General features: G+C 71.7%; 22 protein-coding genes. 7 read left to right on the top strand and 15 right to left on the bottom strand.

What is annotated here, in order from left to right:
- Positions 1–227 precede the first annotated feature (227 nt).
- On the top strand, positions 228–1,187 hold the full coding sequence (locus tag ACMCNN_RS05745) for an LLM class F420-dependent oxidoreductase (RefSeq protein ID WP_412747071.1): 960 nt from the start codon (positions 228–230) through the stop codon (positions 1,185–1,187).
- Positions 1,188–1,203: 16 nt separating this feature from the next.
- Here the strand turns inward: ACMCNN_RS05745 and ACMCNN_RS05740 are convergent, their stop codons facing one another.
- Positions 1,204–2,043, bottom strand: coding sequence for a GNAT family N-acetyltransferase (locus ACMCNN_RS05740; protein WP_412745121.1), 840 nt, complete (start codon positions 2,041–2,043; stop codon positions 1,204–1,206).
- Between the two features lie 123 nt (positions 2,044–2,166).
- Between ACMCNN_RS05740 and ACMCNN_RS05735 the strand changes: the two genes are divergently transcribed.
- Positions 2,167–2,733 (top strand): PadR family transcriptional regulator, encoded by a 567-nt coding sequence (locus tag ACMCNN_RS05735; RefSeq protein ID WP_412745120.1) that lies wholly within the window; start codon positions 2,167–2,169, stop codon positions 2,731–2,733.
- 60 nt (positions 2,734–2,793) lie between these two features.
- Here ACMCNN_RS05735 and ispG read toward each other — a convergent pair whose 3' ends face one another.
- From ispG to ACMCNN_RS05710, 5 genes are all read right to left on the bottom strand, one after another.
- Positions 2,794–3,966, bottom strand: coding sequence for a flavodoxin-dependent (E)-4-hydroxy-3-methylbut-2-enyl-diphosphate synthase (gene ispG / locus ACMCNN_RS05730; protein WP_412745119.1), 1,173 nt, complete (start codon positions 3,964–3,966; stop codon positions 2,794–2,796).
- Between the two features lie 7 nt (positions 3,967–3,973).
- A complete protein-coding gene (locus ACMCNN_RS05725; RefSeq protein WP_412745118.1) occupies positions 3,974–5,224 on the bottom strand; it encodes a M50 family metallopeptidase in 1,251 nt (416 codons plus the stop codon).
- On the bottom strand, positions 5,224–6,426 hold the full coding sequence (gene dxr, locus ACMCNN_RS05720; protein ID WP_412745117.1) for a 1-deoxy-D-xylulose-5-phosphate reductoisomerase: 1,203 nt from the start codon (positions 6,424–6,426) through the stop codon (positions 5,224–5,226). The genes ACMCNN_RS05725 and dxr overlap by 1 nt, the downstream gene beginning before the upstream one ends.
- A gap of 86 nt (positions 6,427–6,512) precedes the next feature.
- The gene (locus tag ACMCNN_RS05715) at positions 6,513–7,112 is read right to left on the bottom strand and encodes a Uma2 family endonuclease (protein WP_412745116.1); all 600 of its coding nucleotides are present in this window, start codon (positions 7,110–7,112) and stop codon (positions 6,513–6,515) included.
- A gap of 32 nt (positions 7,113–7,144) precedes the next feature.
- Positions 7,145–9,370 (bottom strand): MMPL family transporter, encoded by a 2,226-nt coding sequence (locus ACMCNN_RS05710; RefSeq protein WP_412745115.1) that lies wholly within the window; start codon positions 9,368–9,370, stop codon positions 7,145–7,147.
- A gap of 106 nt (positions 9,371–9,476) precedes the next feature.
- Here ACMCNN_RS05710 and ACMCNN_RS05705 point away from each other — a divergent pair, with 106 nt between their 5' ends.
- Positions 9,477–10,184 (top strand): TetR/AcrR family transcriptional regulator, encoded by a 708-nt coding sequence (locus ACMCNN_RS05705; protein ID WP_412745114.1) that lies wholly within the window; start codon positions 9,477–9,479, stop codon positions 10,182–10,184.
- An 11-nt stretch (positions 10,185–10,195) separates the two neighbouring features.
- Positions 10,196–11,806, top strand: coding sequence for a phytoene desaturase family protein (locus tag ACMCNN_RS05700; protein ID WP_412745113.1), 1,611 nt, complete (start codon positions 10,196–10,198; stop codon positions 11,804–11,806).
- A 99-nt stretch (positions 11,807–11,905) separates the two neighbouring features.
- Here ACMCNN_RS05700 and ACMCNN_RS05695 read toward each other — a convergent pair whose 3' ends face one another.
- Positions 11,906–13,447, bottom strand: coding sequence for a Rieske 2Fe-2S domain-containing protein (locus tag ACMCNN_RS05695; RefSeq protein ID WP_412747070.1), 1,542 nt, complete (start codon positions 13,445–13,447; stop codon positions 11,906–11,908).
- A 219-nt stretch (positions 13,448–13,666) separates the two neighbouring features.
- On the opposite strand from ACMCNN_RS05695, the gene ACMCNN_RS05690 reads away from it, so the two are divergent.
- Entirely contained in the window at positions 13,667–13,894 is a 228-nt protein-coding gene (locus ACMCNN_RS05690; protein WP_412745112.1) for a DUF2631 domain-containing protein, read from the top strand.
- A gap of 70 nt (positions 13,895–13,964) precedes the next feature.
- Here the strand turns inward: ACMCNN_RS05690 and ACMCNN_RS05685 are convergent, their stop codons facing one another.
- The 8 genes from ACMCNN_RS05685 to ACMCNN_RS05650 form a co-directional block, all read right to left on the bottom strand.
- Positions 13,965–14,984 (bottom strand): DivIVA domain-containing protein, encoded by a 1,020-nt coding sequence (locus ACMCNN_RS05685; protein ID WP_412745111.1) that lies wholly within the window; start codon positions 14,982–14,984, stop codon positions 13,965–13,967.
- Between the two features lie 37 nt (positions 14,985–15,021).
- Positions 15,022–16,200, bottom strand: a complete 1,179-nt coding sequence (gene rlmN, locus ACMCNN_RS05680; RefSeq protein ID WP_412745110.1) for a 23S rRNA (adenine(2503)-C(2))-methyltransferase RlmN — start codon at positions 16,198–16,200, stop codon at positions 15,022–15,024.
- Between the two features lie 44 nt (positions 16,201–16,244).
- Positions 16,245–17,540, bottom strand: a complete 1,296-nt coding sequence (locus ACMCNN_RS05675) for a phosphatidate cytidylyltransferase (RefSeq protein ID WP_412745109.1) — start codon at positions 17,538–17,540, stop codon at positions 16,245–16,247.
- A complete protein-coding gene (gene frr, locus ACMCNN_RS05670; protein WP_412745108.1) occupies positions 17,540–18,097 on the bottom strand; it encodes a ribosome recycling factor in 558 nt (185 codons plus the stop codon). Before frr ends, ACMCNN_RS05675 begins: the two co-directional genes overlap by 1 nt.
- A gap of 61 nt (positions 18,098–18,158) precedes the next feature.
- Positions 18,159–18,923: a UMP kinase gene (pyrH, locus tag ACMCNN_RS05665; RefSeq protein WP_412745107.1), complete on the bottom strand. Its 765-nt coding sequence runs from the start codon at positions 18,921–18,923 to the stop codon at positions 18,159–18,161.
- A 104-nt stretch (positions 18,924–19,027) separates the two neighbouring features.
- Positions 19,028–19,858 carry a translation elongation factor Ts gene (tsf, locus tag ACMCNN_RS05660; protein WP_412745106.1) on the bottom strand — a complete coding sequence of 277 codons (831 nt, stop codon included), beginning with the start codon at positions 19,856–19,858 and terminating at the stop codon, positions 19,028–19,030.
- 66 nt (positions 19,859–19,924) lie between these two features.
- The gene (rpsB, locus tag ACMCNN_RS05655; RefSeq protein ID WP_412745105.1) at positions 19,925–20,770 is read right to left on the bottom strand and encodes a 30S ribosomal protein S2; all 846 of its coding nucleotides are present in this window, start codon (positions 20,768–20,770) and stop codon (positions 19,925–19,927) included.
- Positions 20,771–21,234: 464 nt separating this feature from the next.
- Positions 21,235–22,302: a hypothetical protein gene (locus tag ACMCNN_RS05650; RefSeq protein ID WP_412745104.1), complete on the bottom strand. Its 1,068-nt coding sequence runs from the start codon at positions 22,300–22,302 to the stop codon at positions 21,235–21,237.
- Positions 22,303–22,448: 146 nt separating this feature from the next.
- Between ACMCNN_RS05650 and ACMCNN_RS05645 the strand changes: the two genes are divergently transcribed.
- Positions 22,449–22,808: a YraN family protein gene (locus ACMCNN_RS05645; RefSeq protein WP_412745103.1), complete on the top strand. Its 360-nt coding sequence runs from the start codon at positions 22,449–22,451 to the stop codon at positions 22,806–22,808.
- An 8-nt stretch (positions 22,809–22,816) separates the two neighbouring features.
- Positions 22,817–24,424 (top strand): YifB family Mg chelatase-like AAA ATPase, encoded by a 1,608-nt coding sequence (locus tag ACMCNN_RS05640; protein ID WP_412745102.1) that lies wholly within the window; start codon positions 22,817–22,819, stop codon positions 24,422–24,424.
- Positions 24,425–24,738 lie beyond the last annotated feature (314 nt).

Below are 24,738 nucleotides of genomic sequence, written 5' to 3'. Positions count from 1 at the left end.
CAAGGTCGCAGTGCCGCTGTTACGAAGGTCGCGTTGTCGCTGGCCACATCGCACTGCCCGCCGTCGCGCAGGTCGAGAAGTCGCCCGCCGCATCGCGCTGCCCACCATTGCGAGGGTCGCCGCACTGCGGCGCTGGTGTTACCAAGGTCGCGCGCCCGGCCGTGCCGGATGCGCTTGTCGGAGCCCTGGCCAACCGGCAAGATCGGGACATGTCGACTCGCTGGGGCATGACAGTTCCGCTGGCCGGGGTGCCCCTGGCCGACCACGCGGCCGTCTACGCGGCCCTCACCGACGCCGGATTCACCGACCTGTGGTCGTCGGAGGTCGCGGGCGCCGACGCGTTCACCCCGCTCACCCTGGCCTCGGCCTGGCAGCCAAGGGCCCGCCTCGGCACCGCCATCGCGCCGGTGTTCACCCGCGGCCCCGGCCTGCTGGCCATGACCGCCGCCGCGCTGGCCGAGGCGGCTCCGGGCCGGTTCCAGCTCGGCATCGGCGCGTCCTCACCGGTGGTGGCGGGCGATTGGAACGCCGCCGACTTCGCCCGCCCCTACGCGCGCAGCCGGGACATGCTGCGCTTCCTGCGCGCGGCGCTCGCCGGTGAGCTGGTCGACGAGGCGTATGACACGTTCACGGTGCGCCGGTTCCGGCTGGAACGGCCGCCCGCCACACCGCCGCCGGTGCTGCTGGCCGCACTCCGGCCCGGCATGCTGCGCCTGGCCGCCGCCGAGGCCGACGGCGTGATCCTCAACTGGCTGGCCGCCACCGACGTGCCGCGCGCCCTGGCAGAGGTACGCCCGGCCCGCCCGGACTTCGACGTGGTCGCCCGGATCTTCGTCTGCCCCACCCCCGACGCCGGGTACGCCCGTACCGTCGCCCGCCGGATGATCGCCGCCTACCTGACCGTCCCCGCGTATGCGGAGTTCCACCGGTGGCTGGGCCGCGAGGCCGCACTCGCGGGGATGTGGACGGCGTGGGCCGCGGGTGACCGGCGCGGGGCGCTGGCCGCGATCCCCGACGAGGTCGTCGACGCCCTCATCGTGCACGGAGAGCCGGAGCAGTGCCGCGACCACGTCGCGGCGTACGCAAAGGCCGGGGTGACGGTCCCGGTGATGGCCCTGCTGCCCACCCCCGAGCTGGAGAAGGACCCCACCACCCTGGCGAAGCTCCTCCCCCGCCTCGGCCGCTGAGGACCCGACAGCACCGTCAGAACAGGACGGTGGCGAAGGTGCCGGCGGGCTGGAAGCCGCAGCGGGCGTACACCCGGCGGGCCGGGCGGTTGTAGTCGTTGACGTACAGGCTGACCGTGGGGGCGACCCGGCGCAGGGCGTCGCGGACCACGGCGGCCACAGCCGGGACGGCGAGCCCGTGTCCCCGGAACTCCGGGTCCACCCAGACGCCCTGGACCTGCGCGGTGCGGCGGGTGACGATCGCCAGCTCCGCCTTGAAGATCACCCGCCCGCCCACGAACCGGGCGTACGCGCGACCCGCACGGACCAGCTCGGCGATCCGCCGCCGGTAACCGCGCCCGCCGTCGTCGAGCAACGGTGAGACACCGACCTCCTCTGTGTACATGGCGACCGCGGCCGGAAACAGCGCGTCGACCTCGTCGGGCCGCACGAGGCGGACCTCGGGGTCGACCGGGGTGGGGGGCGCGGCGCCCGCGACGAGCAGCGGCTGATTCGGCCGGACGTCACGGGCCTGGCCCCAATGCGCGCCGAGCCGGTCCCAGAGGCCCAGCACGGCGTCGGCCCGGCCGATGATCGACGAGCAGGCGCGCGGCTCGGCACCGAGCAGGTCGGCGAACGCGGCGACGGCCGGGGGCGAGACGCAGACCGGCACCAGGTGGGCGCCGGACCAGCACAGCGACTCGACCTCGCGGCCGGGCCCGTACCCGTAGATGCGGCCGTCGGCGCGCCACCAGCTCAGGCCGTGCGCAGCCACGCGCTCGGCGATCTGGGCACCGGCGTAGGGGTCCCGGTCGAGGATCCGCTCGACCGTCGACCGCTCGGAGTCACCGAGTTGGCGGATCGGCACCGTCAGCACGGATATCAGACTGCCAGATGACGCTCCGGATACGCGCACCGTCCGGGCCCAAGGATGAAAACCCTTGCCGCCGATGCGTTGCCGATATATCGTCTACCTATCGCCAACTGATCGGAGATAGTCATGCGACAGCACTTCCACCAGCAGTTCCACGAGGCCCGCATGCGCGGCTTCGGTTTCGGCCCGGGATTCCCGTTCGGCGGGTTCGGCGGCCCCGGCGGCCCGCACGGCCACGGCCGGGGCGGGCGGCGCGGCAGCCGTCCCAACGTCAGACCGGCCGTCCTCGCGCTGCTCCTGGAGCGCCCGATGCACGGGTACGAGATGATCCAGGAGCTGGAGAGCCGCACCAATGGCATCTGGCGGCCGAGCCCCGGCTCGGTCTACCCCACCCTGCAGCTACTGGAGGACGAGGGCCTCATCGAGGCCGAGGCCACCGGCGGCCGCAAGCGCTACACGCTGACCGACGCGGGCCGGCCCGAGGCCGAGACCGCCGCGCAGAACCCGCCGTGGGCGCAGTTCGGCGCGGACACCATGTCCCAGGCGCAGGACTTCCGCGACGCGGCGTTCGGCATCATGGACGCCCTGCGTCAGGTCGGCTTCAACGGCACCCCCGAGCAGCGCGAACGCGCCCTCGAGGTGCTCAGCGAGACCAAGCGCAAGCTGTACGCCATCCTCGCCGACGGCGAGTGAGGCCGTGGAACGCGAACAGGGGCGCACCGATCGGTGTGCCCCTGTTCGTCACGTACGAAATCAGCTGACCGTGACCGTCGGGCCGGGCAGCAGCTCACGCAGCTCGTCGGGCAGCTCCGCGCCCATCTCGTCGGCCAGCCGCAGCGCCTCCTCGACCAGCGTCTCGACGATGATCGACTCGGGCACGGTCTTGATGACCTGGCCCTTCACGAAGATCTGGCCCTTGCCGTTGCCGGACGCCACGCCGAGGTCCGCCTCACGGGCCTCGCCGGGACCGTTGACGACGCAGCCCATGACGGCCACCCGCAGCGGCACCGGCAGGCCCTCCAGCGCCGCGGTGACCTGCTCGGCCAGCGTGTACACGTCGACCTGGGCGCGGCCGCACGACGGGCAGGAGACGATCTCCAGGCCGCGCTCGCGCAGGCCCAGCGACTCCAGGATGGCGTTGCCGACCTTGATCTCCTCGACCGGCGGGGCGGACAGCGAGACCCGGATCGTGTCGCCGATTCCGTCGGCCAGCAGCGCGCCGAACGCGACCGCGGACTTCACCGTGCCCTGGAACGCCGGGCCCGCCTCGGTCACCCCGAGGTGCAGCGGGTAGTCGCACTGCTCGGCCAGCTGCCGGTACGCCCGGATCATGACGACCGGGTCGTTGTGCTTCACCGAGATCTTGATGTCCCGGAAGCCGTGCTCCTCGAACAGCGAGCACTCCCACAGCGCCGACTCGACCAGCGCCTCGGCGGTCGGCTTGCCGTACTTCTCCAGCAGTCGCTTGTCCAGCGAGCCCGCGTTGACCCCGATCCGGATCGGCACCCGCGCGTCGGAGGCCGCCTTTGCGATCTCCTTGACCTTGTCGTCGAACTGCCGGATGTTGCCCGGGTTGACCCGGACCGCGGCGCAGCCCGCGTCGATCGCGGCGAACACGTACTTCGGCTGGAAGTGGATGTCCGCGATCACCGGGATCTGCGACTTCTTGGCGATCGCGGGCAGCGCCTCGACGTCGTCCTGCGACGGCACGGCGACCCGGACGATCTGGCAGCCCGACGCGGTCAGCTCCGCGATCTGCTGCAGGGTCGCGTTGACGTCGGAGGTGAGCGTGGTGGTCATCGACTGCACGCTGACCGGCGCGCCGCCGCCCACGGGCACCGAGCCGACCATGATCTGGCGGCTCTGGCGGCGCGGGGCCAGCGGCGGCGGGGGCACGGCCGGCATACCGAGACTGACTGCGGTCATATGTGGATCACCTGAAGATCGAGATCGGGTTGATGATGTCGGCGGTGACGGTCAGCAGCGTGAACGCCCCACCGATGAGGATGACCGCGTACGTCACGGGCATGAGCTTGTAGTAGTCCACCCGGCCCGGGTCGGGCTTGCGCATCTTGGCGAACAGCCAGGAGCGGGCCCGCTCGTACCAGGCGATGGCGATGTGGCCGCCGTCCAGCGGCAGCAGCGGCAGCAGGTTGAAGATGCCGATGAAGACGTTCAGCGAAATGAAGATCATCAGGAAGTACTGCGGCACGCCGGCGGCGATCGCCTCGCCGCCCAGCCGGCTGGCTCCCACGACGCTGATCGGGGTCTCCGGGTCGCGCTCGGAGCCGGTGATCGAGTGCCACAGCGCGGGCACCTTCTGCGGGATCTTCTTGAACGCCGTGAACGTGCCCTCGACCATCTGCCAGCCGAAGTCGCCGGTGGCCTTCACGCCCTCGACCGGCCCGTACGTGACCAGCGCGGGCTCGTCGGTCGTCCAGCCGATCCCGGCCACGGCCACCTGCGCCACCGGGCCCTTGGGGTTGTCCAGCGGCGCCCGCTGCGCCTGCACCAGGTTCACCGTCTTGCTGCCCGCCACCCCTTTACGGGTGTACTCGAACACGGTCGGTCCCGGCTTCGACGCCCGGATCGTGTCGGTGAGCTGGCCGTAGTTGACGACCGGCTTGCCGCCCACCTTCACGATGAGATCGCCGGTCTGGAGACCCGCCGCCGAAGCGGGCCCGGCCACAGCGCCGTCCTGCCCCACGACACAGGTCTGTGCGGCGGCGGTCGCCGGAATGCAGTCGGCCACCTGGATCATCGCGGGCTGGGTGCGCTCGTCCGTGATCGCCTGCAGCTTGGGGTTGGGCAGGCCGACGAAGACGGCCGCGAACCACAGCGCCACCAGGGCCAGCAGGAAGTGGGTGATCGACCCGGCGGACATGACGATGGTCCGCTTCCACACCGGGAACCGCCACATGGCGCGCGGCTGGTCCTCGGGCTCGACGTCGTCGTCCTGCGGGGTCATCCCGACGATCTTGCAGAAGCCGCCGAGCGGGATGGCCTTGAGGCCGTACTCCGTCTCGCCGCGCTGGAACGAGAAGATGGTCGGGCCGAAGCCCACGAAGTACTTCGTGACCTTCATCCCGAAGCGCTTGGCAGTGATCATGTGCCCGAGCTCGTGCAGGCTCACCGAGATCAGGATGGCCAGCGCGAACGCCGCCACTCCCAGCCAGTACAGCATCAGGCTCCTTCTGCCCCAGTCGCGATCAGTCGCCGAGCCTGGGCGCGCGCCCATGCTTCCGCCTCAAGCACATCATCGACGGTACCCGGTTGCGCATAAGCAGGCGCCGCCGTGAGAACCGCCTCGAGTGTCTCGACGATGCCCAGGAACGGTAGCCGACCAGCCACGAACGCGGCTACACACTCCTCGTTCGCGGCGTTGTAGATCGCCGGGCGGCAGCAGCCCGCCCGGCCCGCCGCCTTGGCCAGCCGTACCGCCGGGAACGCCTCCTCGTCCAGCGGGCGCAGCTCCCAGTTGTGCGCGAGCGTCCAGTCCACCGCGGGCGCCGCGTCCGCCACCCGGTCCGGCCACGCCAGCGCGAGCGCGATCGGCAGCCGCATGTCCGGCGGGCTGGCCTGGGCCAGCGTCGAGCCGTCCGCGAACTCGACCAGGGAGTGCAGCACCGACTGCGGGTGCACCACGACCTCGATGTCGTCGTAGGGCACGTCGAACAGCTCGTGCGCCTCGATCACCTCAAGACCCTTGTTGACCATGGTGGCCGAGTTGATCGTCACGACCGGCCCCATGTCCCAGGTCGGGTGCTTGAGCGCCTCCTCCGGGGTGACGTTCTCCAGCTCGGCGCGCCGCCGGTCCCGGAACGCTCCCCCGCTGGCCGTCAGCACCAGCCGCCGCACCTCGCCGCGCTGCCCGCCGCGCAGGCACTGCGCCAGCGCGGAATGCTCCGAGTCGACCGGCACGATCTGCCCCGGCCGCGTCAGCGCGGCCTTGACCAGCGGGCCGCCGGCCACCAGCGACTCCTTGTTGGCCAGCGCGAGGGTACGGCCGCAGCGCAGCGCCGCCAGGGTCGGCGCGAGCCCGAGGCTGCCCACCACACCGTTGAGCACCACGTCGCACGGCCACTGGGCCAGCTCGGTCATCGCGTCCGGCCCCGCCACGATCTTGGGTATCCGGAAGTCGCCGGTCGCGTACCCGTGTTGCTGGGCCTGGGCGTAGAAAGCGAGCTGGAGGTCCTGGACGGCGCTGGCCCGCGCCACCCCGACCACCTCCACGCCCAGCTCCAGCGCCTGGGCGGCCAGCAGCTCGACGTTGCCGCCGCCCGCGCCCAGGGCCACCACCCGGAACCGGTCGGGGTTGCGCCGCACGATGTCGATGGCCTGGGTACCGATCGACCCGGTGGAGCCGAGCAGGACGAGGTCGCGCATGGCTCCATCTTCGCCGACGCCCGCACGGGTGCGAAGCGCAGCCCGGCCCCGCGCGGCTGATCGGCTCGCCCGCGCGACCGCGCCGATCAGCCGGGTTCGTCCTCGTCGTCGAGCAGATCGGCCGGGTCGATCTCGAAGGGAAACGGTTCACGCATGCTGAACGTGCCGCCGGCAGCGGCCGCCACCACGGGCCGGTACTCCCCGTCAGCCAGCTCGTGCAGCACCAGGGAGGGCACCCGGTTACGGAAGTCAACCCGCATGAAGTACGGCACGCCGGCGGCCGCGTACTCCCGAGGGCGGTCGATGACGTCCATGCGCCGGTTGCCGCCGGAGACGATCTCGCCCATCAGCACGGCGTCCGTGATCGGCATGGTGATCCGGCCACCGCCCGAGCGCCGGAGGACCACGAAGTCCGGAATGAACAGATCGTCACCGGCGACGATGTTCACCTCGGGATACGCCCACATCCCTGCCTGGCGGGCCGCCTGGTGCAGCAGGAACGACAGCTGCCGCTCGGCCGCCTGGTGGTCGAACCCGGCGTGCGGTGTCACGATCACGCTCCCCCGGAAGACCTCGACCTTTGGGCCGTGGTGTTCCGGCAGCAGGTCGAGCGCGCGTTGAGCGGTCCACGGCGTGTCGAGCGTGCCGAGAACGTCGAACGACGGCTCCCGGGCGGGCGCGGCCATGAGACTCACCTCCTCCCGGCATCCTGCCGGGGTCAGCGTACCGCCGCGACCCCGCCGGACCGGGCTGTGGACGAGCCGGGCTCGGGTGGGTCGGCGTCGCCGGTCTCCGGCTTCGCGCGGGGCGTCTCGTGGATGCCGTACCGGGCGTACAGGCGGCCCAGGGGGCCCGGCGCCCACCAGTTCCAGCGGCCCAGCAGGCGCATGGTCGCCGGGACCAGCAGGGCACGGACCAGGGTGGCGTCCACGATGATCGCCACGATCATGCCCACGCCGATGGTCTTGATGACCGTCACGCCGCCCGTGGCGAAGCCCGCCACCACCACGATGAGCAGCAGCGCGGCCGCCGTGATGATCCGGCCGGTGTGCTGCAGGCCGGTCGCGACCGCCGTGGTGTTGTTCCCGGTGGCGTCCCACTCCTCGCGGACCCGCGAGAGCAGGAACACCTCGTAGTCCGTGGCCAGGCCGAACAGCACGGCCAGCACCAGGATGAGGTTGCTGGGCTCGATGTAGCCCGTGGACTGGAAGTGGAGCAGGTCCTCGAAGTGACCGTCCTGGAAGATCCACACGACAACGCCGAACGAGGCGCCGATGGAGACCAGGTTCATCAGCACCGCCTTGACCGGCAGCAGCACCGAACCGAACGCGAAGAACAGCAGCACCATCGTGGCCACCGCCATGATCAGCGCCATCCACGGCAGCCGGGCACCGAGGCTGTTCAGCAGGTCGAGGTCGATCGCGGGGCGCCCGCCGACGAGCACGGTGGCCCCGGCGGGGGGCGGCAGGTCGCGGATGGCCTCGGCGACGTCGCGCGCCGCCGCCGTGGTGGGCTGCGCGGAGTACCCGACCGTGATCAGCGAGGCGTTGCCCTTGGTCGCGGTGACCTGCGCCCCGGTCACCCCGGGCAGCCCGGCGATCGTCGTGGCGAAGGATCCGGCCGGGGCGCCCGTGACGAGCACCTCGATCGGGTTCTGCCCGGCGGCGGGAAAGTCCGTCCGGAGCGTCTCGGTGACCACCCGGGCCGGGGTGTCGGCGGGCAGCACCCGTTCGTCGAAGCCGCCGAACTGGACCCGCGCGAACGGCAGCGCGAACGCCACCAGCACCGCCAGCACGCCGACCGCGTACAGGACGGGACGGCGCATCACGCTGTGCGCGAGCCGGGCCCAGGCGGAACTGCCACCCGCGACAGTGCCCGCGGCGCGCTGCCGGGGAATGGCGCGGGCGCGACGCAAGCGCGGCATCGGCACGCGCAGCTTGTCGATGCGGTGCCCGAGCAGCGACAGCACGGCGGGCAGCACGGTCAGCGCGGCCAGCATGGCGATGAGCACGGCGGCCATGCCGCCGATGGCCATGCCGCCGAGGAACGGCTGGGGGAAGATCAGCAGGCTGGAGAGGGCCAGCACGATCGTGAGGCCGGAGACGACGACGGTACGCCCGGCGGTGGCGACCGTGGCCCGGATGGCGGACGGCACGTCACGCCCATTCGCCAGTTCCTCCCGGAACCGGCTGACCACGAACAGCGAGTAGTCCACCGCCATGCCCAGGCCGAGCAGGGTGATCACGTTGATCGCGAAGACCGAGATCTCAGTGAAGTAGGTCAGCGTCCGTACGGCCACGAAGGCACCGAGGATCGCGATCCCGCCGATCACCAGCGGCGACAGCGCGGCGATCAACCCGCGGAAGACAAGGATCAGCAACACCAGGAGTACGGGCAGGGAGAACAGCTCGGCCCGGGTGAGGTCCTCCTTTGTCTGCGCGTTGGCCTGCGCCCCGAACGCCGCGAGCCCGCCCGCCCTGGTCGTCAGCCCGGGCGCGTCGAATTCCGGCTCGATGGCCTGGTACGCGGCGAGCTTCTCGTCCTCGCTCCCGTCGGCCAGCTGCACGGCCGCGTACGTCGCGTGCCGATCGTTGCTGACCAGCGCCGGCGCCCTGCCGTCCAGGTAGCTGGTCACCGCCACGACCTCGGACCGCGCCTTCAGCGCCGCGACCCGGGCGCTGACCGCCGAGCGGAACGTCGCGTCGTCCACGGTCGCGGTGTCGCTCGACCAGAGGATGAGCACGTCGGGGTCGTGGCGGCCCAGCTCGGCGGCGATACTCTTGGCCGCGCGGTTGCTCTCGCTGTTCGGGTCGGCGTAACCGCCGCCGGTCAGCGCGCCGAAGACCCCGGCGCCCCAGGTGGCCCCGGTCACCACGAGCGCCAGGGCTGCGGCGATCACCCACCACCGCACCCGGACGACCACGCGTCCCCACCAGCCGAACATGGTTGTCCTCCCCGGCACGCCGTTTGCAGTCGCGGCAGTCATAGACCAAAATGTGAACGCTGTTTACTCTGGCAAACACCGTTCACCCACGTCAATGGAGCGCACTATGACGACGACCACGCCCGGCCGCCGGGAGCGGCTGCGCGCGGAGACCGTCGCCGAGATCAAGCAGGCCGCCCGCCGCCGCCTCGTCGCGGGCGGGGCCGCCAGCATCTCCCTGCGGGCCATCGCCCGGGACATGGGCCTGACCGCGCCCGCTATCTACCGCTACTTCGCCAACCTCGACGCCCTCGTGCTGGACATCGTCACCGATCTCTTCGAGGAGCTGCGCACCGCGGTCGAACAGGTCGCCGTCGCGTACGCCGAGGCCGACCCGGTCAGCCGGCTCGGGCACATGGCCCGCGGCTTCCGCCGCTGGTCACTGGCGCACCCCGCCGAGTTCACGCTCATGTTCGGCAGCCCCGTCCCCGGCATCACCCAGATCGGCGAGGCATGCAGCCCGGTCAACGAAGCCGGGGCCCGATTCGGCGAGACGTTCTTCACCGTCCTGGCCGAGATCTGGGAGCACCAGCCCGCCGAGCCGCCCCCGCCCGGGCTGCCCGGGCCCGCCCTGCAGGACGTGTTCCAGCCGTACCTGGAGTTGTTCGGTGACCGGTTTCCACTACCCCTGGTTTACCTGTTCATGGCCGCCTGGACTCGTCTGTACGGAATCGTCGCCATGGAGGTATTCGGGCAACTCCAGTGGGCGATGACCGACGTCGAGCCCCTGTTCGAGGCCGAATTGACCCGTACGCTGCAGCGCATCACGCGCTAGGCTCGGCCCCCATGACCCCTCAGACGCCCGCGACGCTGCCCGACCGGGCCGACGTAGTGATCATTGGAGCCGGCCACAACGGGCTGGTCTCCGCCGTCCTGCTGGCCCGCGCCGGCCTCGACGTGGTCGTGCTGGAGGCGGACCAGATCCTCGGCGGCGCCACCCGCACCGAGCGCCCGTTCCCCCGGGTGCCCGGCCTCGGCCAGTCCACCGGCTCGTACCTGCTGGGCCTCATGCCGCCCGAGCTGCTGCGCACCCTCGACATCGACATTCCGGTGCTGCGCCGCGACCCGCACTATTTCCTGCCGACCCCCGGCGGCCCCGGCTCGCCGTACCTGCTGTTCGGCTCGGACCGCGAGGCCACCCGCGCGCAGATGCAGAAGTTCTTCTCGCCGCGCGACATCGCCGCCGACGAGGCGCTGCAGGTAGAGATCGCCGCGCTGCGTGCCGACCTGGCCCCGGCCTGGCTGGAGGAACCGGAGTCCGTCGAGCAGATCGCCGACCGGCACATCCGGCCGCAGCTGCAGTCGACCTTCATCGACCTGGTCCGCGGCTCGGTCGCCGACTACCTGTCCCGGTTCGGCTTCAAGAGCGAACTGCTGGTCAGCATGTACGCGGTCACCGACGGCCTCTCCGGCCTCAACGCGGGCCCCGACGACCCCGGTACGGGCCACAACTTCCTGGTGCACAACATGTGCCGGCTGCCCGGCGCGGACGGCACCTGGATGATCGCCCAGGGTGGCATGGGTGCGGTGTCCGGCGCCTTCGCCGACGCCGCGCGCGCCGCCGGGGCCCGGATCCTCACCGGCACCCCGGTCTCCGCGGTGACTGTCGACGGCGGCGCGGCCAGCGGCGTCGTGCTGGCGGACGGGCGCCAGCTCTCCGCCCGGGTGGTGCTCGGCTCCTGCGACCCGTACCGGCTGATGTCGCTGGTGCCCGACGGCGCGCTGCCGGCCGAGCTGACCAGCCGGATGAACGCGGTCAAGCGGCCCGGCACCACGCTGAAGCTCAACCTGGCGCTCACCGACCTCCCCCGCTTCTCCTGCCTGCCCGAGGGCGCGCCGTCGCCGTTCGGCTCGACCATCCACCTGCTGCCCGGCTCCGCGGGGCTGGCGGGTCTGGCCGAGTCGGACTCCCCGATGGCCGCGCTGCGTGCCATGTGGGCCGACGTGCAGGCCGGAAAGCTGCCCGAGGAGCCGACCATCGAGTGGTACCTGCACACCACGGTGGACGAGTCGCTGCGCGACGAGGCAGGGCACCATTCGTCGGCGCTGTTCGTGCAGTCCGTGCCGTACTCGCTGGACGGCACCACCTGGGACGCGGCGCTGCCCGGCTTCGTCGACAAGCTGCTGGCCATCTGCGACCGCTACGCCCCCGGCACCTCCGCCCTGGTGGCGGACATGATGCCGCTCACCCCGCCCGGCATCGAGGCGCGCTTCGGCATCACTGGCGGCCACATCCACCACGTCGACAACACCGTCGCGTTCGACGCCCGAATGCCCTACGCAACAGGCCTCGACGGCCTGTACGCGGGTTCAGCGGGCGCCCACCCGGCAGGCAGCGTGATCGGCGCGGCAGGCCACAACGTCGCCCGCCGCATCCTCACCGACCTGGGGAAATAGCCACGCACGGACCTGGCAGGGACGGGCGCCCCAGCGCCCGTCCCGGTCTCGGCGGGAGCGACGGTCTGCACCGCCCACCCAGCTACGAGCTAATCCTTCTCAGGAAGCCGTCCTACTGGCCCGGATGGAATGGCCCACGCTGGTGAGACACCGCCCGCTGGGCAGGTCGAACTTCCAGCCGTGCAGCTGGCAGGTGAGCACGTTGCCCTCGACGATGCCGAACCGGCTCAGGTCCGCCTTCAGGTGCGGGCAGCGGCGCTGCACGGTCCAGTCGCCGAACACGGTGTCCTCGGCGTCGACGGACTTCTCGTGCTCGTCATACCAGCCCTCGGCATATTGCAGGCGCTCCTCGGAGAGGCACTTGAAGAACGCGTAGACGAACTCGTTGTACTGGCCGATCCGGGCGGCCGAGAAGCGGCACGACAGGAACAGCGAGTTCACCCAGTCGCCCTCGTCGATGAAGATCAGGTGCTCGATCAGCTCCCGCTGGGTACGGAACCGGTAGCGCACCTTCTCGTCCGCATACGGCCGGACCTGCTTGCCGGGGAAGTCCACCACGATCGACTCGACAGACTCGCCGTCGTAGCTGACCAGGTCGAAGCGGACCGGGCCGCCGACACCCTTGGCCAGGTAGATCGACTCTTCCAGCAGCGGCTCGATCCGCTTCTTCAGCTCACCCAGCACGTCGATTTCGGGATGCCGCCAGGACGCCTTCTCCGCGGCGATGACCGGCGCCTTACGGACCCGCATCTCCTCCAGGTGCGCCTTCTTGTTCGCGAAGAACTCGTCGACGTCCGTGGGGTGGGTGGTCTCGGCGCTATCCGTGGTCAGCTCGGTGACGCTGCCCGGCAGCAGCACGATGCCGTTGGTGCCGCCCACCTTCGCGTACTCGCGCTGGAAGACCGCCTGGTCGGGGAAGATGTTGCCCTCGTCGCCGAAGATGTCGTTGAACTGCCACAGCTCGTCGTCCAGGAAGCACGGCGGACCCGCGATCGGGAACACGTGCGACGCCTTGAGGTCGTCGATGTAGCGCCACGTCCGGTCGAACTGGCGGTCCCGCTTCTGCTTGCCGAACGCCCGCTTGGCGGATTCCGGCAGCTCGTAAACCATCGGATACCAGATCGCGCCGGAGAACTGCAGCATGTGCGCGTGCACGTGGCCCAGCTCTGTGAAGGTCGACAGGTCCGTGGGACGGGCGTCGTTCTGGTTCAGCACCCGGATGCCGTCGTGCTCCACCCACAGCGACGAGTCGCCGATCGGGCCGTCGGTCGGGCTGATCAGCGCCTGGATCATCACCTTGAGGCCGCCGTCGAGCTCGTGCACCTCGTTCGACTTCGTCTTCAGGAAGCTGGTGAATCCGAGGTCGCGCAGCTCGTCCTCGAGCTGGCTGGTCGGGTACTCCGGCAGTAGCACTGTCGCCTTCTTGCTGACGAACCGCTTGAGGTGCTCCGCGTCGAAGTGGTCCCGGTGCAGGTGCGAGACGTACAGGTAGTCGACCTGGCCCAGGCTCTCCCAGTCGAGCTGCGAATTGTCCGGGAACGGGAACCACGACGCGAAGTAGGCGGGGTTCACCCACGGGTCGCACAGAATGCTGCCCGCGGCCGTATCGATCCGCATGCTCGCGTGTCCGGTGCCCGTGATCCGCACGTCCTGCTCCCTTGAGTCCGACCTCGTCCTCCGACCGGATCGACGGTACCGGGTCCGGGCGGCCGGGGCGCGCCCGGAGGCGCCCGGGCCAGGACTGTCGGGCCGCCCGGCCCGGCGGTCAGGGCCACCCGGCCCGGCCTGCCGGGTCCCGCCCCGGGACCCCGTGCGAGACTGGCGCGAGAAGTGATCGCCGGAAAGCAGGAGGACCGAACGGTGGCAGAAGAGCCGGTTTACGCGCCCGACCAGCTCAAGCCGGGCAACCGCAAGTGGGCCCGGATCGGCGCCCTGGGCTCCGCCGCGGTGATGTGCATGTTCCTGTGGGGCAACCACGAGGGCAACACGGAGAACCTGTGGCTTCTCGTCATCGCCCTGCTGCTGGTCGTGACGGTGCTGGTCGACACGGTGCTGCGCCGCAACGGCCTCAAGCCCAACGACCAGTAACCCCGTACACGTCGAAGGGCCCGCTCGCACGCGAGCGGGCCCTTCTCGTGCCTCAGCGCTTCCTCGTGCCTCAGCGGCGGCGCAGCAGGATGTCCTTGACCTCGCGCAGCGCCGCGTCGACCTCGGCCTCGAAGTAGCCGCCCGGGACCAGCCCGAACTGCAGGGTGTCCAGCTCGTTCTCGGGCACCGGCATGGGGCCGCGGCCCGACATCGCCTGCAGGATGCTCTCGAACAGGCGATCCACCTGCATCGGGTCGTAGCCGCTGCCGAAGCGACGCGGCTGGAAGGTGCGGCGCAGCTGATCCACCCGGTACAGCTCCCCACCGGGGCCGCCCTGGCCGCCACCCATCGGGGGCCCGCCCATGGGCGGGCCGCTCATCGGGGCGCTGGACATCGGCGGGGCGCTCATCGGTGCGGGGCCGCCGTAGCCGCCGCGGTCACGCTCCGGCATCCGGATCTCGGCGGTCATGTCCGCCTTGCCGTGCCGGCCCGGCTCGTACGCGTCGTAGGCCCCAGTGTCGTAACCGGCCGGGCCGCCGCCGTAGCGCTGCTGTTGTTGCTGCTGCTGGCCGTACGCCGGCTCGTCGTACCGGCCGTACGGGTCGGGTCCGGGCCCGGTGGGCATCTGCTGGCGCTGCGGCATCTGCGGGGGCGCCATCCGGTCGTCGTAGCCCCGGTCGTCGCGCATCCGGTCGTCCTGCATCCGGTCGTCGCGGGTCGGGGCGGGCAGCCGCTCGGTGGGCGGGGCGGAGCGGCCCATCCGGTCCACCGGGGCCATCGTCCCGGTGTTGCTCATCCGGTCGCGCATCGAGTCCTGGGCCATGCGCTGGTCCGCCCCGCGCCCGCCGCGCTCCTCGAATTCCGCCAGCTGCCGCTCGACGCGGTCCAGGTGCAGGTCGACCTGCCACTCGTCGTACCCGCCGAACCGGACGCGGAAGACGACGTCGTGCACCTCCTGGGCGCCGACCGGCGCCCCGATGGGCTCCCCCGCCAGGGTGGCCTCGACGCGGTCGAGGAAGCTGTCGACCTCGTCGACCTTGTAGCCGCGCCGCAGCGCGCGCCGCCGGAAACGCTGCCCCTGACTCGTCACAACGTCTCCCACTTCGTCTGCTGGGAACTCGCCCCAGTCACTGTGCCACCTCCGCCTCGGCGGCGGCGCCCCCTGCGTCCACCACCGTCAGCTCGCTCGCAGCCAACTGGCCGCAGGCGCCGTCGATCTCCCTGCCCCGGGTGTCGCGGACCGTGGTCGGCACCCCGGCCGCGCGCAGGCGCCGGACGAACTCGCGCTCGACCGGCTTGGGGCTGGCATCCCACCGGCTACCCGGAGTCGGGTTCAGCGGGATGAGGTTCACATGCGCCAGCTTGCTGTGCAGCAGCCTGCCCAGCAGGTCGGCGCGCCAGGGCTGATCGTTTACGTCCCTGATCAGGGCGTACTCGATGGAGACCCGGCGAGAAGTCTGTGCCGCGTAGTCGAACGCGGCTCCGAGCACCTCGGCCACCTTCCAACGCTGGTTGACGGGCACTAGCTCATCGCGCAGATCATCATCGGGGGCGTGCAGAGACAACGCAAGGGTCACAGACAGCTCTTCGGCGATCAACCGGCGCATCGCGGGCACCAGGCCGACCGTGGACACCGTGATGTGGCGCTGCGAGAGCCCGAGCCCCTCCGGCGCGGGCGCGGTCAGGCGGCGGACCGCCTCGATCACCCGCGGATAGTTGGCCATCGGCTCGCCCATGCCCATGAACACGACCCGGGACAGCCGCGGCGGTGAGCCGGTGACCGCGCCGGACGCCGCCACCCCCGCCAGGTAGACCACCTGGTCGACGATCTCGGCGACGGACAGGTTGCGGGTCAGCCCGGCCTGGCCGGTGGCACAGAACGGGCACGCCATACCGCACCCGGCCTGGCTCGACACGCAGGCGGTCACGCGGTCGGGGTAGCCCATCAGCACGCTCTCCACCAGCGCGCCGTCGTGCAGCCGCCACAGCGTCTTCCGCGTCGCCCCAGCGTCGCAGGCCTGCTCGCGGACGGGGGTGAGCAGCGTGGGCAGCAGGTCGCCGGTGAGCCGGTCACGCTCGCCGGCGGGCAGATCGGTCATCGCGGCCGGGTCACGGACCAGGCGGCCGAAGTAGTGGGTGGAGAGCTGCTTGGCCCGGAAGGCGGGCTGCCCGAGGGCGGCGACAGCCTCCCGGCGACCGGCGAGGTCGAGGTCCGCGAGGTGGCGCGGCGGCATGCTCGGCCGCCGGCGGGTGGTCACCGCGTCGGGCGTATCGGGGCTGGTCGGGATGACCGGAAGCATCGTCATGGCCAGTCCAGTCTCCCACGGCGGGGCACACGTCCGGGCACCGCTCACCCCGGCGGCGCGATGAGCGAGAGCAGCACATATGCCGTGGGCACCGCGAACAGGATGGAGTCCAGCCGGTCCATCAGGCCGCCATGCCCCGGCAGCAGATTGCTCATGTCCTTGACACCGAGGTCGCGCTTGAGCATGGACTCGGCCAGGTCTCCGGTGATCGCCACCACCGAGATCACCGCCCCGAACAGCGCCCCCCAGCCGAGCGGCACGTCCATCAGCAGGGCGAACCAGATGGCGCTGCCGACCGCGGCGGCCACCACCGACCCGGCGGAGCCCTCCCAGGTCTTGCCGGGGCTGATGCTGGGGGCCATCTTGTGCCGCCCGAGGAACACCCCCGACGCGTAGCCGCCGGTGTCGGAGAGCACGACCGCGATCAGCGTCCCGAGCACCCGCCAGGGGCCGTCGTGCGGCTGGACCACGAGTACACCGAAGCCCAGCAGGAACGGCACGTACACCGCGATGAGCACGATCGCGGTCAGGTCACGCCGGAAACCGCTGACGCCCTCGCCGAGCCGCCACACCAGCGCGGCCGCCACGGTCACGACCAGCCCGAGGGTGAGCCCGTCCGGCCCGGCGAACTGGGCCAGCCCGGCCATGAGCAGGGTCCCGGCCAGCAGCGGCAGCAGCGGGGGCTGGGCGTCCGCCGCGCGGACCGCGCGGACCATCTCCCACACCCCGACCGACGCGGCCGCCGCGACCACGGCGAGGAACGCGGGCGGCCAGAACAGCGAGCCCAGGACGATCGCCCCGAGAGTGACGCCCACGCCGATCGCGGCGGGCAGGTTGCGGCCCGCCCGTCCGCCCGGCTTCGCGGCGGGCGGTGTCCCGTTGTCGGAGGGGGCCGTGTCCCGCGGCCGCACGGGGGCGCCCGAGCGGCGGGCGCGACGCCGGCCGGGGCCACGGCGGCGAGGCGGCTCCGGGTCGTCACCGCCAGGGATCGGCGGGCCTTCATTCCAACCCGGATTCACGTACGCGGAACCGCCGCCCGCCGATCCGAGCCCGCCCGATCCCGAGCCGTCCGATCCCGGTCCGCCCGATCCGGGTCCGCCCGATCCGGGTCCGCCTGTTCCCGGCCCGGCCGGAGCGGGGCCGAAGCCGGGGTCGGGCGATCCGCCGGTGGTCTCCGGCCAGCCGTCCCCGGGGGATCCGGATTCGGCCGGCCGGCGGTAGCGCGCGTACGGGTCCGGCGCCGCGGCGGGCTCATCGAAGGCGTAGGGCGCCACCACGTCGGGCTCGGACGACCGGCCGCCGAAGGGTGAGTGCCCACCGCGGGGCTCGGGGTACGACATCAGACCTCGAGCAACTCTGCTTCCTTGTGCTTGACCAGCTCGTCGACGACCGTGACGTAGCGGTGCGTCAGGTCGTCGAGCTCCTTCTCGGCGCGGCGGCCCTCGTCCTCGCCGGCCTCCCCGTCCTTGACGAGCCGGTCCAGCTGCTCCTTGGCCTTGCGCCGTACGTTGCGGATGGCGATCCGGCCTTCCTCCGCCTTGTGCCGCGCGACCTTGATCATGTCGCGGCGCCGCTCCTCTGTCATCTGCGGCAGGTGGATGCGCAGCTGGGTGCCCTCGTTGTTCGGGTTGACCCCCAGGTCGGAGTCGCGGATGGCGCGCTCGATCGCGCCGAGCTGCGACATGTCGTAGGGCTTGACGATCACCATCCGCGGCTCGGGGATGCCGATCGAGGCCATCTGCGGCACGGGGGTTGGCGCGCCGTAGTAGTCGACGACGATCTTCGCGAACATCGCCGGGGTGGCGCGGCCCGTACGGATCGCGCCGAACTCCTCCTTGGCGTGCTCGACCGCGCTTTCCATCTTCTCTTCGGCCTCGAAGAGGATCTCGTCGATCACCTGCTCCGTCGCCTCCTTGCTTGTCCTGGTGTAGCTGACCGGTGGTGGATGTGGCGCGGGATCACGTGGTGATCAACGTACCGATCTTCTCGCCGCTCACGGCCCGGATGATGGTGTCATCGCCCTGGGCACCGAAGACGAGCATCGGCAGGTCGTTCTCCTGACACAGGCTGAACGCGGCCTGGTCGGCCACCCGCAGCCCCTCCTTGAGCACGCCCTCGAAGGTGATGTGATCCAGCTTGCGGGCGCTCGGATCGGTACGCGGGTCGGCGGTGTAGACGCCGTCGACGCCGTTCTTGCTCATCAGCACCAGGTCGGCGTGGATTTCCAGGGCACGCTGCGCGGTGACCGTGTCGGTGGAGAAGTACGGCATCCCGGCACCGGCCCCGAAGATCACCACGCGGCCCTTCTCCAGGTGCCGGATCGCGCGCAGGGGGATGTACGGCTCCGCCACCTGGGCCATCGTGATCGCGGTCTGCACCCGCGTCTCGATGCCCTCCTTCTCCAGGAAGTCCTGCAGCGCCAGGCAGTTCATGACCGTGCCCAGCATGCCCATGTAGTCCGCGCGGGACCGGTCCATGCCACGCTTCTGCAGCTCGGCGCCGCGGAAGAAGTTGCCACCGCCGACGACCACCGCCACCTGGACCCCGGAACGGCTGACCGTGGCGATCTGCCGCGCGATGCCCTGCACGACGTCGGGGTCGACGCCGACGGCACCGCCGCCGAAGACCTCACCGGACAATTTGAGGATGACCCGCCGGGTACGCCCTGGCGGCGGGGCCGGCGAGTCGTCGATGCCAACAGCCTGTTCGGTCACCATTGTCATGCGACCCGCCTTCCCTTCGCTTCGCCAGAGACCATATGTGACGGGAAGGCCGGGCGCAGAACGCGGACCCGGCCTCCCCCTTTGTCGACTGCGTCGGTCGGGCGTTACTCCTGGCCGACTTCGAACCGGACGAACCGGGTGATCTCGATGCCAGCCTCCGTGGCGACCTGCTTGACCGTCTTCTTGTTGTCGACGACCGACGGCTGCTCGAGGAGCGCGAAGTCCTTGAAGAACGAGTTGACGCGCCCTTCAATGATCTTGGGCAGCGCCTGCTCGGGCTTGCCCTCCTCGCGCGCGGTCTGCTCGGCGATGCGCCGCTCCGACTCGACGACCTCGGCGGGCACCTCGTCGCGGGTCAGGTACTTCGGGCGCATGGCGGCGATCTGCATGCCCACGCCGCGGGCGTCCGCGTCGCCGGCCTCGTCGGTCTTGCCGCTGTAGCCGACCAGCACGCCGACCTGCGGCGGCAGGTCCTGCGCCTTGCGGTGCAGGTAGACCGCGACTGTGCCGTCGACGGTCGCGAACCGGTTCAGGACGATCTTCTCGCCGATCTTGGCGGAGTACTCCTGGATCGCGTCGGCAACACCCTTGCCGTCGGCCAGCGTGGCGGCCTGCAGCGCGGCGGCGTCGGCCACCTTGTTCTGGTCGCCGTACTCGACCAGCTGCTGCGCCAGGGCGACGAAGTCCGGGGTCTTGGCGACGAAGTCGGTCTCGCAGTTCAGCTCGAGCAGCGAGGCGCCGGAGTGGGCGACGATGCCGTTCGCGGCGGTGCGGCCGGCGCGCTTGCCGACGTCCTTGGCGCCCTTGACGCGCAGGAACTCGACGGCCTTGTCGAAGTCACCGTCCGACTCTTCGAGCGCCTTCTTGCAGTCCATCATGCCGGCGCCGGTGAGGTCGCGGAGCTTCTTGACGTCCGCGGCGGTGTAGTTGGCCATGACTCTCTCTTCGAATGTCCGGTCTTGGTGGGACGCCGGGCCCCGGCGGGGCCCGGCGTTCTCGCGTTACTCCGCGGCGGTCGCGACAGGCTCGGCGGGAGCGGCGTCGTCGGCCTTCTTCTCCGCGCCCTCGTAGAGGTCGCGCTCCCACTCGGGCAGCGGCTCGCCGGCGGCGACGGCGTTGGCCTCGGGCTTGGCGTCGGCGTCACCACGGTTACGGCCGGAGCGGGCGATCAGACCATCGGCGACGGCGCTGGCGACGACCTTGGTCAGCAGCTCGGCGGAGCGGATCGCGTCGTCGTTGCCCGGGATCGGGAAGTCGACCTCGTCCGGGTCGCAGTTCGTGTCGAGCACGGCGATGACCGGGATGCCCAGCTTGCGGGCCTCATCGACGGCGATGTGCTCCTTCTTGGTGTCGACCACCCAGATCGCCGACGGCACCCGGGTCATGTCGCGCAGACCGCCCAGGGTCTTGGTCAGCTTCTCCTTCTCGCGCGAGAGCTGCAGCGTCTCCTTCTTGGTGTACCCGGCGGCGGTACCGCTCAGGTCACCGAGAGCCTCCAGCTCCTTCATGCGCTGCAGCCGCTTGTACACGGTCTGGAAGTTGGTCAGCATGCCGCCCAGCCAGCGGTGGTTCACGAACGGCTGACCGACGCGGGTCGCCTGCTCGGCGATCGCCTCCTGCGCCTGCTTCTTGGTGCCGACGAAGAGCACCGTGCCGCCGTCGGCGACGGTGGTCCGCACGAAGCTGTACGCCTTCTCGATGAAGTCGAGCGTCTGGCGCAGGTCGATGATGTAAATGCCGTTACGCTCGGTGAAGATGAATCGCTTCATCTTCGGATTCCAGCGCCGGGTCTGGTGCCCGAAGTGGACACCGCTCTCCAGCAGCTGACGCATGGTCACGACGGCCATGGTGGGTTGCTCCCTAGTCATTCCCTGGTTGTCACGCCCACCGGCGGTGGGCGTCCTGGTGCCCGGTCGTCGGCCGCGGGTGGGCCCGAAGGGATCGGGACCAGGGAGGGCCGCCGCCGCCCGGGGCCAGTCGGGTGAGAGATGCTCACCAGAGCCGGTGCGGGCGGAGGGCACGCGAGGTCGACCGCGCAGGGCGGTCGCCGTCGTTCAGCATACGCCGGGCGGTCCCCGGCGCGCCGCCCGGCCGGGGGTGAGCCGATTGGTCCGTTTCCGCAGGGCACGCCGGACGCCGCATTTCCAGACCCGGAGACGTGCCGAACCGCCAGGCGGCCCCCGGATCCGGGGACGCGTTGCCGCCCCGAAGCTCATGGGCGGCTCGTGCGGGCCGGTCAGGGGCCCCGGACCCGCGGCACGGCGTCGGCAAGGCCGGTCGAGCGCGTCGGGTTCTCGGTGATCGCGTGGAATCAGGCGGCGATGGCCGCGGCGAACACCAGCAGCAGGCCGACCGGCAGGTAGACCACCGGCGGACGCAACCAGGCGTCACGATTCTCCGGCCGGCCGCCCCCGGCGAGGGCGAACAAACCCACCCCGGTCAACGGCAGGCCGAGCGTCAACAGCACCGCGGACACGACCGAAGCCGCGTTCAGGTGATCGGCGAACGTCGCCTGGGCCAACAAGCGCACCACCGGCACCATCAGCACCAGTGTCACCAGCCCCACGACCAGGGCCGAGACCGGACGACGCGTGCGGTACACCCGGTCGCCGGTGGTTGCGCTCAGGGACGGGATGACGCCGGTCGGATCGGCCGCTCCCGGGGCGGGCGTACCGCCGAAGTTCGGCGCGGGGGCCGCGGGCCCGTCGGCCGGGGCCGGGCCGCCGGTCGGCCCCACCGCCGGGAATTCCGGGCCGCGGACCGGCAACGGCAGCGACTCGAACGCCGGTTCACCCACCGGCCCGCGGTGCCCGCCGGTCGAGGTCACCGGGTCCACCGCGGCGGAGGCCGGGTACCGGTCGTCGGTGGAGCGCTGCTCGGGAAGCCGGAAGCCGCCACCCAGAGTGGCGGACTCGTCCGCGGGACCCGGCCGACCGAAGCCACCGGGGCCGTCGATGCCGCCCGGAGGGCCGTATCCGCCGGGGCTCTCCTTGCCGCCCGGGCCGTACCCGCTGGGGCTCTCGTTGCCGTTCGCCAGGCCGTACCCGCCGGGGCCGTCCTTGTCGCCCGTCAGGCCGTAGCCGCCGGGGCCGTCCTTGTCGCCCCTCAGGCCGTACCCGCCGGGGCCGTCCTTGGCGGCCGTCAGGCCGTAGCCGCCGGGGCCGTCCTTGCCCACCGGAAGGCTGTAACCGGCGGGGCCGTCGGCGGCGCCTGCCGAGCCGTATCCGCCGGGACCGTCCGTGCCGCCCAACCGGCCGTAACCGGCGGAGGCGTCGGGCCCGTCCGATCGGCCGTACTCGCCGGAACCGCTGGTGGAACGCGGTCCGGGGTACCAGCTCGGCGGCTCGGGGTCGTCGGCGTAGCGGCGTTGTCCATCCACGGTTCTGCACCGTAGGTGACGACCGGCCCCGGTGCCACCGGCAGGTGTTTATCACCTCACCGGCCACCACCCGGCCTTATCCACAGCCACGCTCCGTCCACAGGCCCGCACGCAACGCGATGCCCGGATCCGACAGGGTGGCCGCCATGACAAGACAGCGACGGGCGGTCGGCGCGTACGGCGAGCGGCTCGCCGAGCGTTACCTCACCGCACAGGGCCTGGTGGTGCTGGCGCGCAACTGGCGGTGCCCCGACGGCGAGGTCGACCTGATCCTGCGCGACGGCGAGGACGTGGTCTTCTGCGAGGTGAAGACCCGCCGCGGCGACCGCTACGGCACACCGTTCGAGGCGGTCGGGCCGGCGAAGGTCCGTCGCCTCCGTCGGCTGGCCGCACAATGGCTGGCCCAGGGCGCCCTGCGCCCCCGCGAGGTGCGCTTCGATGTGGTCGCGGTCGCGCCCCAGCCGCGCGGTGCATCCCTCGTCGAGCACATCCGGGCGGCGTTCTAGGTGGCCGAGTGAGCTACGCCCGGGTGCTGTGCGTGGGCCTCACGGGCATGACCGGGCACGTGGTCGAGGTGGAGGCGGACCTGTCGTCCGGGCTGCCCGCTCTCGTGCTCACCGGCCTGCCCGACGCCGCCCTGCACGAGGCCCGCGACCGGGTCCGTGCCGCGGTGGTCAACTCGGGTCAGCACTGGCCCAACCGGCGGATCACCGTCAACCTCCTGCCCGCGACCCTGCCCAAGCACGGCAGCGCGTTCGACGTCGCGATCGCCGCGGCGCTGCTGGCCGGGGCGGGCGAATTGCCTCTCGCCGCCCTCGACGGCGTCGTGTTGCTCGGTGAGCTGGGCCTCGACGGCGCGGTACGCCCCGTCCGCGGAGTGCTGCCGATGGTGGCCGCCGCCGCCCGCGCCGGCATCGACCGGGTGGTCGTGCCGCTGGAGAACGCCCGCGAGGCGACCGTCGTGCCCGGCGTGACAGTACGGGCGGTGGATTCCCTGCACCGGCTCGTCGCGTTCGTCCGCGGCGCCGCTCCCCTGCTCGACCCGCCCGACGTCCCGCCCGCCCCGCGCCGGCCCGGTCCCGATCTGGCCGACGTCGTGGGTCAGGACATGGGCCGGTACGGCATCGAGGTCGCCGCGGCCGGCGGGCACCACATCGCCCTGTTCGGCCCGCCCGGAGCCGGCAAGACCCTGCTGGCGGAAAGGCTCCCATCGGTCCTGCCCGAGCTGGATGACGCGGCGGCCCTCGAGGTGACCGCCCTGCAGTCGATCGCCGGGGTCCTGCCGCCGGACGGCCGCCTGGTGCGGCAGGCCCCGTTCCAGGCCCCGCACCACAGCGCCAGCCTGGCCGCGCTGGTCGGCGGCGGCGCAGGGCTGGCCCGGCCCGGTGCCCTGTCGTTGGCCCACCGGGGAGTGCTGTTCCTGGACGAGGCACCCGAATTCAAGACCGCGACGCTGCAGGCGCTCCGGCAGCCGCTGGAGAGCGGCCGGGTGCTGCTGGCCCGGGCGCGCGGCAGCACCGAGTACCCGGCCCGCGTACAGGTCGTCCTTGCCGCGAATCCGTGCCCCTGTGCCAGCCCCGCCGGCGACGAGCACTGCGAATGCACCCCGACGACCCGGCGCCGCTATCTCGGACGCCTCTCCGGCCCGCTGCTCGACCGCATCGATATCCAGGTCAGGCTGCGTCCCCTGAGCGCCGCCCAATTGATGAACGCGGGCGGCCCCGCCGAGGACTCCGGCACCGTCGCCGCGCGCGTGGCGAGTGCCCGCGCCGCCGCCGCGGCCCGCTGGTCGGGCGACGGCTGGCGGGTCAACGCCGAGGTGCCCGGAGCGCAGTTGCGCCGCCCGCCCTGGCGGCTGCCGCCGCGGGACACGCTGGCCCTGCGTACCAGCCTGGATCGCGGCGCGCTGTCCGCTCGCGGGTTCGATCGTGTGCTGCGGCTCGCCTGGACGATCGCCGACATCGACGGCCGCGACCGTCCGAACGGGACGGACGTGTACGAGGCGGCCGAGCTGAGGATGGGTGACGCCGACATCGTTCGCTCCCAGAGGGGAGCGGACTCCCCGGGGCGCCGCAGAGCTTCCCGCCCAACCGCCGACCCCACCGTCGAACGCCCCGCGTGAACGAACTCCCGCTGAGGTGTTCGGCATGCGAGGCAAGCCCTCGCCCTCCGACGAGGTGGCATTCACGAAAGGAGCATTGATGAACGCCTGCTCACCCGACAGCACGGGACTCGGCCCGGCCCATGCCGCCGACCCGCCCGGCACCGATTCAAGGCAGGTCGACCACCCACCGGACACCAGCGCGGAACAGGCCGCCCACCCGGCAGGCACCGGCACCGGCACCGGCACCGGACCGGGCACCTTCGCTGCGGTCCGGGAGTCGCCCGGCCCGAGGACGCCGTCACCGGCCGGGGAGCCGCCGTCCCAAGGGTCCG

The sequence above is a fragment of the Krasilnikovia sp. MM14-A1004 genome (assembly GCF_047159485.1).
Classification (GTDB): domain Bacteria; phylum Actinomycetota; class Actinomycetes; order Mycobacteriales; family Micromonosporaceae; genus Actinoplanes.
Note: the sequence above shows the minus strand (reverse complement) of the source record. Positions and strands in the feature narration are given on the sequence as shown.